This is a genomic window from Vibrio sp. NC2 (assembly GCF_025195005.1).
Taxonomy (GTDB): Bacteria; Pseudomonadota; Gammaproteobacteria; order Enterobacterales; family Vibrionaceae; genus Vibrio; species Vibrio splendidus.
This window is the reverse complement of the sequence record NZ_JANVFC010000025.1, coordinates 1-15700: the sequence shown is the minus strand read 5'-3', so window position 1 is coordinate 15700 and position 15700 is coordinate 1. Positions and strand designations below refer to the sequence as shown.

The 15700-nt window shown below is 44.5% G+C and carries 12 protein-coding genes; 9 read left to right on the top strand and 3 right to left on the bottom strand.

Annotated features, from left to right (window positions below):
- Positions 1-276: 276 nt before the first annotated feature.
- Positions 277-930, bottom strand: a complete 654-nt coding sequence (folE, locus tag NX845_RS20945) for a GTP cyclohydrolase I FolE (protein ID WP_004731548.1) — start codon at positions 928-930, stop codon at positions 277-279.
- 216 nt (positions 931-1146) lie between these two features.
- Here folE and moeA point away from each other — a divergent pair, with 216 nt between their 5' ends.
- The 7 genes from moeA (at position 1147) to NX845_RS20910 (ending at position 10399) form a co-directional block, all read left to right on the top strand.
- On the top strand, positions 1147-2382 hold the full coding sequence (moeA, locus tag NX845_RS20940; RefSeq protein ID WP_017094745.1) for a molybdopterin molybdotransferase MoeA: 1236 nt from the start codon (positions 1147-1149) through the stop codon (positions 2380-2382).
- A gap of 12 nt (positions 2383-2394) precedes the next feature.
- Complete coding sequence (moeB, locus tag NX845_RS20935) at positions 2395-3144, top strand: molybdopterin-synthase adenylyltransferase MoeB (protein ID WP_029405930.1); 750 nt, start codon at positions 2395-2397, stop codon at positions 3142-3144.
- Positions 3145-3399: 255 nt separating this feature from the next.
- Positions 3400-5535 (top strand): LruC domain-containing protein, encoded by a 2136-nt coding sequence (locus tag NX845_RS20930; protein ID WP_065681729.1) that lies wholly within the window; start codon positions 3400-3402, stop codon positions 5533-5535.
- A gap of 11 nt (positions 5536-5546) precedes the next feature.
- Complete coding sequence (locus tag NX845_RS20925) at positions 5547-6182, top strand: hypothetical protein (protein WP_260257110.1); 636 nt, start codon at positions 5547-5549, stop codon at positions 6180-6182.
- A 224-nt stretch (positions 6183-6406) separates the two neighbouring features.
- Positions 6407-6721 (top strand): hypothetical protein, encoded by a 315-nt coding sequence (locus NX845_RS20920; RefSeq protein ID WP_102576025.1) that lies wholly within the window; start codon positions 6407-6409, stop codon positions 6719-6721.
- Positions 6722-6861: 140 nt separating this feature from the next.
- Positions 6862-7710, top strand: a complete 849-nt coding sequence (locus tag NX845_RS20915; RefSeq protein WP_065605653.1) for a sulfurtransferase — start codon at positions 6862-6864, stop codon at positions 7708-7710.
- Between the two features lie 394 nt (positions 7711-8104).
- Complete coding sequence (locus NX845_RS20910) at positions 8105-10399, top strand: bifunctional diguanylate cyclase/phosphodiesterase (protein WP_017094740.1); 2295 nt, start codon at positions 8105-8107, stop codon at positions 10397-10399.
- 90 nt (positions 10400-10489) lie between these two features.
- Here NX845_RS20910 and NX845_RS20905 read toward each other — a convergent pair whose 3' ends face one another.
- Positions 10490-11860, bottom strand: coding sequence for a glycoside hydrolase family 18 protein (locus NX845_RS20905; RefSeq protein WP_198594450.1), 1371 nt, complete (start codon positions 11858-11860; stop codon positions 10490-10492).
- Positions 11861-12032: 172 nt separating this feature from the next.
- On the bottom strand, positions 12033-13037 hold the full coding sequence (locus NX845_RS20900) for a sugar-binding transcriptional regulator (RefSeq protein WP_108111209.1): 1005 nt from the start codon (positions 13035-13037) through the stop codon (positions 12033-12035).
- A 459-nt stretch (positions 13038-13496) separates the two neighbouring features.
- On the opposite strand from NX845_RS20900, the gene tal reads away from it, so the two are divergent.
- The gene (tal, locus tag NX845_RS20895) at positions 13497-14447 is read left to right on the top strand and encodes a transaldolase (protein WP_065605659.1); all 951 of its coding nucleotides are present in this window, start codon (positions 13497-13499) and stop codon (positions 14445-14447) included.
- A 90-nt stretch (positions 14448-14537) separates the two neighbouring features.
- Positions 14538-15700 (top strand): transketolase (locus NX845_RS20890; RefSeq protein WP_311319422.1); only part of this gene is annotated, 1163 nt, incomplete at its 3' end.

Genomic DNA, 15700 nt, shown 5'->3' with positions numbered 1-15700 from the left:
GCTTTATAGATTCTGTAGAGCGCATCTAATTTCCGTTCCAACCAACCCACATCGAAAATGCAGATTCCCTATTACGCTCGTTCCTCGCTTTAGGGAATGACGAAAGTGAATGAGTAGCTCATTCTTCACTCTAGGGAATGACGACATTCGCAGTTATTGCCGTTAACTTCATTACAAGCACAAAAAAGCCCCGCAGAAAGCGAGGCTTAGAATATTTATTTTCAACGAACATCAATTTACAGAGGCTAAATCGCGTTCATCAAATAACGAAACGTATTAACGCAGGCCGTGTAAGAACTCGTGGCGTGTTGCTGGGTTTGATCTGAAGATACCACCCAGTGCTGTCGTTGTTGTTTCGCTGGTTGCGTCCATTACACCACGAGATTTCACGCAGTAGTGAACGGCATCCATGGTTACAGCAACATCATCCGTTTCTAGTAGCGTTTGCAATGCTACAAGGATTTGCTGTGTCATGCGCTCTTGAACTTGAGGACGTTGAGCAAAGAAACGAACGATTCTGTTGATCTTCGAAAGACCAATGATCTTACCTTGAGGAATGTAAGCGACTGCGGTTTTACCATCAATGGTCACTAAGTGATGCTCACATGTGCTGGTGACGGTAATGTCTTTTACACGAACCATTTCACGAACACCCATCTTGTTTTCGATCACGGTGATTTTAGGGAAATTGGCGTAATCCAAACCAGAGAAAATCTCATCCACATACATTTTTGCAATACGTTGCGGTGTTTCTTCCAGACTGTCATCTGCAAGATCAAGTTCAAGGAGAGTGAGAATCTCACGCATATGGTGTTCGATTCGTTCCTTTTTCTCTTCTCGGCTAACCTGATTAGGACGCATTGGTGTCTCTAATCCGCGGCTTGCTAGCGCATCTTTAACCAACTTCGCTGATTCGCTAAGACCTGACATTGAACTTCCTCTTTTAATACCCCTTCTGGATGGCAAACAAGGATACTCGGAATTTTGAATAAATACACCCATATTTTAAGGGAGGTCATTATTTACGGGGCTTAAACTATGCTAAAGTGGCTGCAATTTCGTTGGCAAACAACCGTGATTTGATAATTATTGAGCCACCATTGCCAACCACTAAATCAAAATAATAACGACCAAAGGATTTCAATTATGGGCTGTTGCGACGCTCCGGGCTTGATGCCAATTGAAGAAGCACTAGATAAGCTGCTATCGCCAATTAAACCTATTCAAACGACCTTATCATTGCCATTAGCAGAAGCATTGGGTTACGTACTTGCTGAAGATATTCTATCCCCTATTTTCGTCCCTCCTTTTGATAACTCAGCAATGGACGGCTATGCATTGCGCTTAGCAGACTTAGAGAACGGTAAAGTTCTTCCATTAGCAGGCAAGTCTTTTGCAGGCCAACCGTTCGAAGGTGAATGGCCAGCAAACACCTGTATTCGCATTATGACAGGCGCCAAGATCCCGGAAGGTTGTGACGCCGTAATCATGCAAGAAAATACGGCCGTAACTGAGGCTGGCATTGAGATTCAACAAGACGACATCAAGCCGAACAATAACATTCGCCCTACTGGTGATGATATCAAGCAAGGCGATATCGTACTTAGCCGTGGTGAGCGTTTAACACCTCGTGACATCCCAATGATTGCTTCATTAGGTGTGAGCCACGTGACAGTGTTACATAAACCTAAAGTCGCTTTCTTCTCTACTGGCGATGAGCTAAAGCCATTAGGTCAACCGCTTGAAGACGGTCAGATCTACGACAGTAACCGTTACGGTATTAAACCATTAATCGAAGCATTTGGTTGTGAAGCTATCGACTTGGGTATCATCCCAGATTGCCCTGCAACGCTTAAAGAAACGTTCGAGAAAGCACAGCAAATAGCAGACGTGGTTGTGACTTCTGGTGGCGTGAGTGTTGGTGAGGCGGATTACACCAAAGATATTTTGGAAGAGATCGGCCAAATCGGCTTCTGGAAACTGGCAATCAAACCGGGCAAACCGTTCGCATTCGGTGAATTAGATAACGCATGGTTCTGTGGCTTACCGGGTAACCCAGTGTCGGCAATGATGACCATGTATGTTTTGGTTCAGCCTATGCTGGCTAAACTGGCTGGCCACACCGCATGGACAGCACCAGAGTCGATCCCTGCTATTACCAAATCTGCATTCAAAAAAGGCCCAGGCCGTACTGATTACCAACGTGGTATCTACTCGATTGAAAACGGTCAGTTTGTAGTAGAAACAACAGGTAACCAAAGTTCAGGCGCTTTCCGCTCAATGAGCTTAGCAAACTGTTTTGTGGTACTAGAGCGTGAACGTGGCCGTGTTGAAGTCGGTGAAACGGTTCAGATTCAACTGTTTAACTCGACGCTTTACTAACGAGGCTTGATGATGGAAATACTGTCTGATGCTGAGATGCTTCGCTACAACCGTCAAATCATTCTTAAACAGTTTGACTTTGAAGGCCAAGAGGCTCTGAAACAGAGCTCAATCTTGGTACTGGGTGCCGGCGGCTTGGGTTGTGCCTCTGCGCAATACCTTGCGACGGCGGGTATTGGTAAGCTGACACTGATCGACGATGATATTGTCGAGCTTTCAAATTTACAGCGACAAGTACTTCACACCGATGCTGATATTGGTAAGAAGAAGGTCGATTCTGCCGCTGAATCGTTACAGATACTGAACCCTCACCTGACGATTGAAACTGTTGACCACAGGCTTGATGACCAAGCACTTGGCAAGTTGATTGGAGCACATTCACTTGTTCTTGATGCCAGTGACAACGTTGAAACGCGCAATCAACTCAACCGCTTGTGTTACGCCTCTAAAACGCCACTCGTATCAGGTGCAGCGATTCGCATGGAAGGTCAGATTAGTGTGTTCACTTATCAAGACGCAGATGCACCGTGCTACCAGTGTTTAAGCGCTCTATTCGGCAACGCTGCTCTAAGCTGTGTGGAAGCTGGTGTGATGGCGCCTGTTGTTGGCATGGTGGGCGCAGCTCAAGCTTTGGAAGCTATCAAGGTTATTGCTAAGTTTGGACAACCAAAGCAAGGCAAGCTTTTAATTCTCGATGCCATGTCGCATAGCTGGCGTGAAATGAATTTAATGAAGATGCCTAATTGTTCGGTGTGTGGATAAGCTAAGTCCTATCCCCTCTTATCGAAAACCTAAGCCTTGACTAAAAGTCAGGGCTTTTTTAGAGCTCAACATCAGCTTCTCAAATCGCTTTATCAATTTGAAAGACTCTATGAGAGATTAATTTCATTTGAGTTCTCATTTTGAGAATATAATAAAAACCCCAGCACCCAAAAATATAAACAATAAAAATCAACAACTTAAAATTGGCACGTAACTTGTAAAAGTATCTAGACCTTCCATCACAAGGATGTAGATATGAGAATTACAACGTTAAGTTTGCTAATAAGTGCGCCTCTAGTCGCCAACGCAGCGCCATTCGATACCTGCCCTAGTCAGGCATACCTCTTTCAGTCGAAACCCGTTGAGGTTTGGGGTGTAAACCTAGTAACAGGTTCAACCACTCTGTTAGAAGACGATACGGGTATGAATGCCAATATCAATGGTGTTGGTTTCGACTTTCAAGACAGATATATTTATGGCTATGACACCACCAACAAACGCTTGGTGCGCTTAGGCCAAGACTTCCAAGCGGAGGTCATCAACACAAGTGGCTTACCCACCGATCACACCTTCTATGTAGGTGACGTATATGATCACGTTTACTACTTATACCGTACAGGAAAAGGGCTATTCACCGTTGACCTATCGCCTTTAGATACCGACCCAAACGCGACTGTTACGGTTAACAAAATTGTAGGCAGCCCGGCAACTGTAAAATTGACTGATTTCGCCTTTCATCCAAGTGATGGCTCTTTATATGGTATCGATAATAACTCTGGTGGCTTATACAGCTTCAACCCTACAACTGGTGCCGAAACCTACATCGGAGACACCGGCGAGTTAGGTACGTTCGGTGCTGGCTATTTTGATGTCAACGGCTACTACTACGTATCTCGAAACCAAGACGGTAAAATTTACCGTATCAATCTGTCTCCAGACAACGCGACCAATATCGCTGCTGGGATTGTTCCGGCGGTTGAATTTGTATCGAATGGTCCAGCTTCTGGTCAAAATGATGGCGCTCGTTGTGCGAACGCGCCTGTTGTAGATGAAGATTCAAACATCGACTTCGGTGACGCGCCAGATAGCTACCTGACTCTTCTCGCAAGTAATGGCCCTCGACATGAACTTGATGGCATCACATGGTTAGGTACAACACCTCCAGATGCGGATTTGGATGGTTATGTCACACCACAATCAGACGAAACCGTTGGAGTGGACGATGAATGGGCCAACGGTGGTATCGGTTTTGTAACCGCACTTGAAGCCGGGTTTGATTCAAAAGTAGTAATTGAAGCTTCAACAACTGGTTACCTTTCAGCTTGGATAGACTGGAACCAAGATGGCAGCTTCGATGGTGCTAACGAACAAGTATTTACCGACTACCAACTGGATGCGGGTGAAAACGATCTGTTCCTTAATGTTGATATCAACGCATTGACCGGTACTACATGGGCTAGATTTAGATTCAGCCAACAAACCAACCTGAGCTACTTTGGCGGTTCAACCTCTGGTGAGGTGGTCGATATTCAAGTCGATGTCCTTAACGATGGTGCCACCGCTCGTTACTTCCCAAGTGCTTCTGGCTACGCAACGCTCGCGTACGAAGATAACTGGCCATATAAAGCAGATTACGACATGAACGATGCTGTTCTTATGTATCGCATTACCGAGATCCTTAAAGATGGAAAGGTCGTTAAATCCACCATCGACGGACGCTTAGCTGCTGTCGGGGCATCGTACAGAAATGGTTTTGCTGTTCGACTTCCTAACCTAGACCCGAGCTTGGTGAGTAGTGGTAGCTCTTACATGAAACACAACGGTGTATTCACTGACCTTGACCTAGAAGATGGACGTAGCGAAGCAATCTTTGTTATCGCCAATGACCTGACAGAAAAAATCAGCACTGGCTGTACCTTCTACCGCACCAGTAATGGATGTAAAGAGGATGAGCAGTTCTCATTCCAAATTGGTATTACTTTAGCCGGTGACGGTGTAAGTACTGGCAGCTGGACCGATATGCCTTACGACCCGTTCATCTTCGCAACGCCTGGTTATTATCACGGTGAAAACCTACCTCTACATCCAGGACGCAGCTGGGAGGTTCATTTGCCGGACCAAGCTCCAACAGAAGCATTTGATACCACGAACCTCTTTGAAGCTGGATTAGGCGTCGATGACAGTAATCCATCAACAGGTAAATACTTTAAAACAGCAGAAAACCACCCTTGGGCTCTCATAGTAACTTCGGATGACGAATGGGAGTGGCCTCTAGAGTACGTCGATATTGTTACCGCTTACCCAGAGTTTAAAGAATTCGCAGAATCCGGCGGTGAAACGAACCAAACATGGTACCAATCACCTGCAGACAACCAACGTTACGAACCATAAGGAGAGACGTTATGACTATTCACACTAAACAATATCGAGACAATCATTGCGTTGATTCAAGCCGCAATCTCTCTGAGGAAGAACGTATGTCTGTACAAAGCACTTGGAACATGAAGAAGTCACTAGCCGTTATTTTAGCTACAGCTCCATTGGTATTAGCCGGCTGTGGGGGCGGTGGTGGTGGCGGCGGAAGTGCATCTACTCCATCGCCATCTACTCCATCGGCACCTGCAACCCCATCGGCACCTGCAACCCCGTCGACTCCGGTAACAGCAACACCATCGCCGTCTCCCGTGACAGGTGCGGTAGCAGCGCAAAGCTATACGATGAGTGATTTAGTGGTACCTGACGGCTTTGACTACAGCTCTGTTGACCAGTTTGATCTCGACATCGACATCAGCAGCATTTCGACAGACCGTTCTTTTGTGACCGTTTATAGCCGATTTAGTACAAGAGATGACTCAACCTTGAAGCCGGATTACTCCAGTAAAGTCATTGCAGGTCCATTAGATAATGGTGTGTTCGCCTCCAACTTTGCAGCACCGGTAAACCATGAAGCACTCTTGATAGAGATTTGGTTCTACGATGGTCAACCTCCATTACAACAAGTGGTTTCCAGCGGCGATTCTCAGATTGTCTGGCAGTAAGTCGTTAACAACAGGTAAGTCGTTTAACAGCAACTAACTTGTCGTCAGCGATGTCTATGACGAAACAGATTCAAAATTGATTCTTTGTAGGTAGAAAGTGAGCAGAAATGCTCACTTTTTTGTTTTCGCCGAAGAGCGGTTAATTCAGATTTCTTAGCCAGTAACATTCACTTTACCGCCAATCTCACTTATATTTTCAATATAACCTTCAAAGACTTACTCTCATGAAACATTTAAAAATAGGTCTATTTATATTGATGTGCGGTGTGGGGGTGCTATTGGCCCTCTCGTATTTCCCGCTAACATCTGAGACGGGACAACGCATTCAAGCCAAAGTAATTTCGAACACGCTCACTCAGTCCTTAGATGGGCACAGGCGTTATCTTACTGTTCAGACAAAAGATAATGACGTATTTCGCGTCTCTATTACTCCAACCACAGACTGCCCTATTGATTCTGTGGTCGCGCTTGATACATTAAACAATCAAATAACCGGACAAAGCAGTTATCAGTTCATCCACTGTCGAGCCGCACAGTAGCTATCGATACAACAACGGTATTCGTAAAAGCAACAGTAATCTCTCTAACAACAAGAATCGCTCTAACACTGTATTCGCTAAAACAGTAGTAATGCATAACAACAATAATCGCTAAAACAACAAGAATGGATATAACAATAATGAATCAGCCACTCATCTCACCACAACAACTTCAACAACGTTTGCTAGCAGAAGACAATATCATCCTCCTCGACGCCAGTATCGAGTTTCAAATTCCAAGCGAGTCAGAAAAGATCAAAGGACAAATGATTCCTGGGGCTATTCGTTTTGACTACGACAAAGACTTTTGTAACAAGCATACTCTGCTTCCTCACATGTTCCCGACCGAAAAACACTTCAACACACGTGCACAAGAAATTGGCATCAATCAAGACAGCACGATTGTGGTTTACGATAACGCCGGAACCTTCGCTTCGCCCCGTGCGTGGTGGATGTTTATGGCAATGGGACACAACAACGTATACATCTTAGATGGTGGTTTACCTGCGTGGATCGAAGCTGGTTACGCGACAGAGACTGACTATCGAACCGAAGTGAAAACGGGCAACTTTGAAGGCCATATTCAAGACAACTATTTTGTCAGTGCTCAGCAGATTGAAAGTTACTCAACTGATAAGAGCGCAAACATTGTAGACGCGCGTTCTCAAGCTCGCTTCGATTCAGAAGTTCCTGAACCACGTGAAGGCTTACGTAGTGGCCACATCCCAAACTCAGTTTGCTTACCGTTCGCTCAAGTATTAAATGATGGCAAATTAAGAACTCAACAAGAGTTAATTGAGATATTTTCCACCATAGAGATCACCCCTTCTCAACCTATGTTCTTTAGCTGTGGCTCTGGCGTAACAGCCTGCATCATATTATTGGCCGCTAAACTCGCTGGCTATACAGGTGAAATGGGCGTTTACGATGGCTCATGGACTGAGTGGGGCGCTAACGAGAAGCTACCTATCGCCGTAACTGAAAAGTAATTCAACTTCACTTAGTGCTACTGTTAACCTTACTGCTAGAACATACGACGTGCGCATAAGAAGCTTATTCACAATGAGAATAAAACCTCATAGAGTAAGCTTTTTACTCTGTAGCTAACGGCTACCTCCGCTTGAAGCCAGAGCTCGATTAGCGTTACTGCTATAAACGATGACCGTTTGCTAACTATAAACTGTGATTAACCATAGGTTATTCGTCATCAAAATTCTGAATACTAATATTTCGCTCAAGAATCTCTGCTCGTAGTCGTTACACTATTTAATCATTAATACTTTCATTATTGATATTTGTATCCTTCGTTGCATGAATCACGCTGACAATCCACTCGTTTGTCACTTGCTCTCTGTTTAAGTAGTAATTAACAAAAGGCATCTCATGGCTCTATTTAAGAAAAATATCTGGTCGCTGTATGTTCTGATCGTACTGCTTACCCTGATACTTTTCGCTGTGTTGGGCGTAAGCAAGTGGCAAGCAAACAGAGACGATTTCACGGAGCAACAGCACATTCAGGTAGAACTTTTTTCTAGCTCTGTTAGCTCGCTGATGACCAGCCAAGAAGCACTACTTGAAGTTGTAGGGCACCAGTTAGCCCAACAATCTGATTTTACTCGCACGGCTTCTATCCAGATTCGACCAATATTAGATAAGCTACTTGATACTCACCCCGCGATAGCCGCATTTGGGTTACTTAATCCTGAAGGCGATTACCTTGCAATTAGCTCAAACCTACAGCTGTCCGATCAGCATAATTTGCTTAACGACTCATACACCAGAGATTCATTTCTCGAGGCCATGTCTAGCGAAAAAATGGTGTTGGGACGTACCTATTTCCAAGACTCACTTAACAGCCTAGTAATTCCTCTAAGAAAGTCGATTTCAATCGATGGCAAGCATGTCGATGCGGTCATGACTGCGGGTTTGCGTTTGGACAGTACGATCGTATTTGAAAGCAACGCACACACAGGTAGCTACAACACGTTAACTTTGCTTAGAACAGACAACTATCGTCAGTTCTTTTCTAGCGACATCGAATCTCTTGACGCCTATTTGGAACCTGTTGCTAACGACCTGATGAAGCGCATTACCAAAAACTTTTTAGAACAAGTGAATGTCAGCGTCAAAGAAGCAAAAACCGGTAAAGACACGTACTCTTTCAGTATCAGTGACGACACATACCACTCGCTCGTTAGCGCTAAATACATTCCAGACTACAAGCTTTGGGTGGTCGGCCGTACGGATCTATCGCACGTCGATGGCATATTCGTAAAAGAGTTTGGCATTCTTTTTGTTGCCTTTATTTTTCTTCAATTTGGTTTCTACTTTTTAGTAAAATCGATTGCCAAAAACGAACAACGTACCCGAAGCCAACTCATCTACCAAGCGAATCATGACCCGTTAACCTCTCTACCTAACCGTTTATACATGCGTAGAAACATTAGTAAATGGATTGAAGATGAGTCAGAGCCGTTCTCACTATTGTTTATCGATATCGATAACTTCAAGTGCGTCAACGATACCCACGGACACGACTTCGGTGACAAGGTGCTCAAGCAAATCGCTTTACGTTTGATGAGATTCCGCTCTCGAGTCAGCCTATTGGTGCGTGAATCCAGTGATGAGTTTTTATTCTTAACGCCTTTATCGAATGAAGTTGAAATTAAGCGACTCGCCAAGCGAATTATTGAAGTGCTGTCTCAACCTTATGAAGTCGAAAGCGCGCAGTTCTTGTTAGGTTGTAGCATCGGCGTAGCGCGTTTTCCTGAACACGGAAAAGATTTAGATAGCCTGTTACGCTCTGCCGACATTTCGATGTACAAAGCGAAGCAGCAGCAAAACTCGTACAGTATTTTTACAACGGAGATGCAAGACGCCCACCTCTACAAAATGAAAGTAGAACAAAGGCTACGTATCGCAATCGAGAAACAAACTCTGTTCATGGTCTTCCAACCACTGGTCCGTGCTAATGAAAGTATTCACGGTGTAGAAGCACTCGTTCGCTGGATTGACGACGAGCTGGGTTTCGTTCCACCAGATGTCTTTATACCTGTGGCTGAAAACACTGGCTTAATGCAAAAGCTCGGCACTTTTATTATTGAGTCCAGCATTATGCAGATCGCCCATTTGCACCGAACAACGGAACAAAAGATCGGGCTTTCGATCAACATATCTGTTCGACAGTTTTCTCACCGATCTTTCTCTGAGCATTTATTCACAACGCTGGAGAAGTATCAACTCTCTGCAAGTTGTCTAACATTAGAGATCACTGAAAGCCTGTTCATTGAAGACGTAGACATAGTAAAACCTATTTTCGAGGCCTTACACGAAAAGAATATTAAAATATCTTTAGATGACTTCGGTACAGGCTATTCATCACTAAGCATGTTGAAAGCACTTCCTATTGATGAACTTAAGATTGACAAGAGCTTTATTGAGAATATTGCTGTCGATCAACAGTCTCTCACCATGGTTCAAAATATCATCGCGATAGGTAAGAATTTCGGCATGGTGGTATTGGCTGAAGGCGTAGAATCGAACGAGCACTTCGCAATTCTAAAGGCATGTGGATGTGACTTAATGCAAGGCTACTACTTCTCTCGCCCTATTCCTTATGATGAGCTGGCTACTCACCTAAACCAACAGGTGACCGAGTACGCGGAATGTTCTATTTAAAAACGTGAGTAAATAGACGAGCAAGATAAGGTAGGTGGATAAATACCTACCTTATATTTGGGGTGTCTTTTGATGGGTTATTTATTCATTTCACTCTTTATTCATTTCATTATGCATAACATCGATCAACTGCCCGGAAGGGTCTCCTGATAATTCCCAAGTGAAAATACCACCTAGGTCAGACTTCTTCGCCCATTCTGCTTTTGCTTTAATGGAACGCTGATCTTCAAAAGATATGAATACTTTTTTATCTGGGTTCCACAAATAAGGAGCTTGAGCTTGTTCATCATACTTGTACTCATAACCTTGTTTGCTGCTGTAGTTATTCATAAGATCCCAGAACATGAAGTAACCATTTTCACCAGTACCAAACTGAGCTCCTTGTTCAGAAACTAGATCACCTTTGGGCAGCTCTCCAGCAAAGTCTTTTGTCCCTTGCCAGCCTCGGCCATAAAAAGCCGCCCCGATGACGAGCTTCTCGCTAGGAATACCTTGCTCAATCATTTGATTAATGAAGACATCAGCTCCCATTCCCCACCAACTCCGCTCTGTGGCATGTAAGTTGGTTGTGTGACCAGTCTGAGTTCCCCAACCTCCGAGGAAGTCATACGTCATCGCAAACATGTTCGTCAAATATGGGCTAGCTGCGTTCCAATCAATTTGGGCTGCCTTAGCACCCACACCAACAGCCGTTGAAAGCTCGTAATCTCTTTGAGTCGTCTTTGATAGAGCGTCCAAGTCACTTCTAATTGTTTTTACTAGAAGTGTAAATGCTTCACGCTCTAGCGCTTTTTGCTCATCCGTTAGTTTAGTCTCTGGGTTCCAAGGCGAAGTGGTTAAACCACCGCCTCCTGGGTATTCCCAATCAAGATCAATACCATCAAAGAAGTCATATTTTTGAATCAACTCAACAGCCGTTTTTGAAAAGTGCGCAATGGCTTTAGGGTCTTTCGCCATCGCATGGAAAGGTTCAGACATCGTCCATCCACCAAATGATGGCAATATTTTGATATTTTTATTGTCGGCCTTCAGTTGAGCTAACTGGGCAAAGTGACCTTTATAGGCGACATCAACATTCACGTCTCCGAAATCGACTTCTAACGCAGCTTCTTTATCCACAATGATCGCGGTATATGGTTCTTTGTCCGCACATTGCTGCTTAATTTGTTTTTGGACAGGCTCACCAGCACCGCTATGAGGACCACACATGCTTAAGAAGGCGTAAATAATATGTGAGAGCTTGTCTGCCGGTATGTCGTCAACGGTATAAGGGTTGTCTTTATTCAGATATTGCCAATCTGCAAAATACCCAGCGACGACTTTATCATCAGCATGTGCAGTAGGCGTGAGTATACAAGCAGCGGCTATTAAGCTAAGCGCACTGATAGAATTAAATTTAAAGATAGAACTTGATTGGTCACTGTTACTAGAAATGGCTTGTGTGATAAATGACAGTTTCATAATTATCTCCTTTAGTGTGGCTTAACATTAAAGAGTGATAATTCTTTCAACCGCTGAACAAATTCACTATTCGAGTCATATCTAATAGTTATCCCCTTTATTGCACTGGTTTCATTAGAGGGAATTACCATCATTGCTCAAATAGTGAATTCAACGAAGCATGAGTATCTTACTATTTACTGCTGTTTGGTTTATTCACGCTAAGTTGTTCATCTAAGTTAAGTACCGTTAAAGCATTACTTACACTAGTCGCAATTACATCAACTACGCCAGTTCTTAACGCACCTAATAAAGCTAATGGCTTACTGTTCTCGGCAGCGATGGCGATTACATCAGCAATAGGGCGAAACTCTTCCAAGGCCAAACCAATCACACGGTCACTCATTACTGTATTTGCAGCTTTGCCGTGAACGTCGAAAAAGTCATAGCCCGCAAAGTCACCGACGACACCTTGTAGTAAACGAGACTGTACTACCTCACCCGCGGTAAACCAGCCTAGGTCGACCATATAGCTGTTTTCACTCATATCACCGATACCCACTAATGCGACATCCGCTTTACGAGCTAGATCGAGTGTTTGCTTAACAGTACTGTTTTCCATGAACGCGGATTTTTGTGCTTTGTTTTCAGCATAAGCAGGCGCGTACAAGGTTTCAGAAGATCCGCCGTACTTTTTCGCTAGTTGTCTGCATATATGGTCGGCGTTAAACATACCGCCTCTTGGGTGAATGCCGCCGATACCACATACGAATTTACAATCACGTGGGGTAATTACACCAGTATGGTGAGCAACAGACGATACGTTTCGACCTTGTCCTACTGTCACCACCATGCCGTTTTTCAGTGTACTGGTAAGATAGTTAGACACCAAACCAGCTACCTGTAACCGCTGCTTCTCTTCATTCGGTTGGTCTAATGCTACCAGCGCACGCTTAACACCAAACCTTTCGATGAGACGTTGTTCAATTTTGGCACTGAAGACAGGGTGATATTTCACGGTAATCTCTACAATCCCTTCGTCTCGGGCTTGTTTGAGCATTCGACCAACCTTTGCACGAGAGATAGAGAACTTTTTAGAGATCTCTTCTTGTGTAGCGCCATCTTGATAGTAAGCAACGGCGACTTCAGTGAGGAGATCAGTGTTTTCTTCGGAAACATCTTGGATATTCTTACTCATATACCACTCAACCAATATTTAACAATTATTTTACCTGCTGTACTTCCTAATATAGGAGAGCTCAGTAAGTGATGCACAAGCTTACACCCTGAACATATGTAACAACAAGGAACATTTGCTCAGCATCATAACCATAGTTTCATTGTTGATTAATTCACCTCACTTTGTCTGTTAAACGTTTGCTTGCATACCCCATGATTACTAGAGCGAAATATATTTGACTGAAGTCACCATACGGCACTATTTACCGTTGACTTTGGGGCTAGATCGGATAAATATGGCTACATCATTTACTCATCGAGCGAACAAATGTTCTGTGCAAATGTTCGTTCGGAGAAAAATTTAAATTAATGTAAGTTAGGCTCACTGGTACAACCATGAGGAACTTCATTAGTTCGCTTGCAAATGCCCACACCTCTCCCATTAAAGGGGTGTTCTGCGATACATAGGATGATCAAAATGAGCAATAAATTAGAGCAACTTCGTAAACTAACAACTGTTGTAGCTGACACTGGCGATATCGAAGCTATCAGCAAGTACACTCCGGAAGATGCAACAACTAACCCTTCTCTAATTCTTAAAGCCGCTCAAATTTCTGAGTACGCACCTCTAATCGATGCTTCTATCGAATACGCTAAAGCGCAAAGCGCTGATAAAGCACAACAAGTTCAAGACACTTGTGACATGCTTAACGTGAACATCGGTAAAGAAATCCTTAACGTTGTACCTGGCCGTATCTCTACTGAAGTAGATGCTCGTCTTTCTTACGACATGGAAGGCAGCGTTGCTAAAGCTCGTCAACTTATCAAAATGTACAACGATGCTGGCATCACTAACGACCGCATCCTTATCAAGTTGGCTTCTACTTGGGAAGGCATCCGTGCTGCTGAAATCCTAGAGAAAGAAGGCATCAACTGTAACCTAACGCTTCTATTCTCTTTCGCTCAAGCTCGTGCTTGTGCTGAAGCGGGTGTATTCCTAATCTCTCCTTTCGTTGGTCGCATCATGGACTGGTACAAAGCGAAAGAAGGTCGCGATTTCGAAGCTTCAGAAGATCCAGGCGTAATCTCTGTTTCAGACATCTACAACTACTACAAAGAGCACGGTTACAAGACTGTTGTTATGGGCGCAAGCTTCCGTAACATCGGTGAGATCCTTGAACTTGCTGGCTGTGACCGTCTAACTATCGCTCCTCAACTTCTAGCTGACCTAGAAGCAGCTGAAGGCGAAGTAGTAGAGAAGCTAATCGACTCTAACGGTACTAAAGAGCGTCCTGCTGCAATGACTCACGCTGAGTTCCTATGGGATCACAACCAAGACCCAATGGCTGTTGAGAAGCTAGCTGAAGGCATCCGCAACTTCGCCGTTGACCAAGGCAAACTAGAAGACATGATCGCAGCTAAGCTGTAATCACTACCGAATAAATAAGAGGAACGAATTTCGTTCCTCTTTTACATCTATCCACGAATTTTTAATTTCGAATCAATTTTGGAAGCAATTATGAACCGCAAACATCTAGCTAACGCGATCCGTGCTCTAAGCATGGACGGCGTACAACAAGCAAACTCTGGTCACCCTGGCGCACCTATGGGCATGGCTGACATCGCTGAAGTACTTTGGCGCTCTCACCTAAACCACAACCCGTCAAACCCAGAGTGGGCTGACCGCGACCGTTTTATCCTTTCTAACGGCCACGGCTCTATGCTGATTTACTCTCTGCTTCATCTAGCAGGTTACGAGCTTTCAATTGAAGACCTTAAGAACTTCCGTCAACTGCACTCTAAGACTCCAGGTCACCCAGAGTACGGCTACGCACCAGGTATCGAAACAACGACTGGTCCTCTAGGTCAAGGCATCACCAACGCTGTTGGTATGGCGATGGCTGAGAAAGCACTTGCGGCACAGTTCAACAAAGAAGGCCACGACATCGTAGACCACTACACTTATGCATTCATGGGTGATGGTTGTCTGATGGAAGGCATCTCTCACGAAGCATGTTCTCTAGCAGGTACGCTAGGTCTTGGTAAGTTGGTTGCTTTCTGGGATGACAACGGCATCTCTATCGATGGCGAAGTGGAAGGCTGGTTCTCTGACGATACTCCTAAGCGTTTCGAAGCTTACGGCTGGCATGTAATTCCAGCAGTTGATGGTCACGATGCTGACGCTATCAACGCGGCTATTGAAGCAGCTAAAGCGGACCCTCGCCCAACTCTAATCTGTACTAAAACAGTAATCGGCTTTGGTTCTCCAAACAAAGCAGGTACGCACGACTGTCACGGTGCACCATTAGGCGCTGATGAAATCGCAGCAACTCGTAAGCAACTAGGTTGGGAGCACGGTCCTTTTGAAATTCCGTCGGAAGTTTACTCAGAGTGGGATGCGAAAGAAGCAGGCGCAGCTAAGGAAGCAGCGTGGAACGAGAAACTTGCAGCTTATGAAGCAGCATACCCTGAGCTGGCAGCTGAATTCAAACGCCGCGTAAACGGTGATCTTCCTGCTGAATGGGAAGAGAAAGCATCGGCAATCATCGCTGATCTTCAAGCTAACCCAGCAAACATCGCATCACGTAAAGCATCTCAAAATGCACTAGAAGCGTTCGGTGCTATGCTACCTGAATTCATGGGCGGCTCTGCTGACCTTGCGCCTTCTAACCTGACTATGTG